The sequence below is a fragment of the Variovorax glucosi genome (assembly GCF_051216695.1).
Classification (GTDB): domain Bacteria; phylum Pseudomonadota; class Gammaproteobacteria; order Burkholderiales; family Burkholderiaceae_C; genus Variovorax.
The window spans coordinates 1-1014 of the sequence record NZ_JBPJZE010000442.1; the positions used below are offsets into that span (position 1 = coordinate 1).

A 1014-nucleotide genomic window follows, 5' to 3' on the forward strand; every position below is an offset into this window, starting at 1 on the left:
CGATGGTCTGCCAGGCGGCATTGCCGGCGGCATCCAGTACAGCACCGACCTGTTCGACCGCGGCACCGTCGAAGCCATTGCGGCGCGACTGGTGCGCTTGCTGGAGCAGGCTTGCGATGCGCCAGACGCCGCGCTGGGCAGCCTAGACATCCTGAGCGAAGAGGAAAACCGGCGCCTGCTCGCCGACTGGAGCGGCAGCACGCTCGACATCGCGCCGCTCTCGCTGGCCGCCATGGTGGAGTCGCATGCCGCCGCGCGTCCGCATGCAGCTGCGGTGGTGCTCGACGACGCGACGGTCAGCTACGCCGCGCTCGACGTGCGGGCCAACCGGCTTGCGCACCTGCTGCGGGGCCGGGGCATCGGTGCCGGTGCCATCGTCGCGACGGTGCTGCCGCGTTCGCTCGACCTTGTCGTGGCGCACTTGGCCATCGTGAAGGCAGGCGCGGCCTACCTGCCCATCGACCCGAACCACATGGCAGGGCGCAGCACCTTCGTGTTCGCGGAGGCGGCGCCTGCGGGCGTGCTGACCCATGCATCGCTGCTGCCGGAGCTGGCCGGCATTCCGCATTGCCTGGCGCTCGACAGCGACGAAACGGTCGCCGCGCTGGCGATCCAGTCGGACGACCCGGTGGCGCAGTCGCGAGCGGTCGATCCGCGCGATGCCGCCTACGTCATCTACACCTCCGGCTCCACGGGTCTGCCCAAGGGCGTGGTGGTGCCGCATGCGGGCCTGAGCAGTCTTGGCGCTTCAATGGCGCAGCGCTTCGCCATCGGCGACGACTCGCGTGTGCTGCAGTTTTCTTCCAGCGGCTTCGACGCTTCGGTGATGGACCTGCTGATGGCCTTCCACGCCGGAGCCGCGCTGGTGGTGCCGGGCGCGCAGCAACTGCTGGGCACGGACCTGGCCGAGCTGCTCGACAGGCAGGCCGTGAGCCATGCGCTGATTCCGCCGGCCGCGCTGGCCACCCTGCCGCACGGCGAATTCCCGCACCTGCAGACGCTGGTGGTGGGTGG

The 1014-nt window shown here is 70.3% G+C and carries 1 protein-coding gene; it reads left to right on the plus strand.

From position 1 onward, the window contains the following. The coding region (locus ACSFA3_RS26360; RefSeq protein ID WP_435508241.1) for an AMP-binding protein at positions 1–1014 on the plus strand (1014 nt) is incomplete at both ends.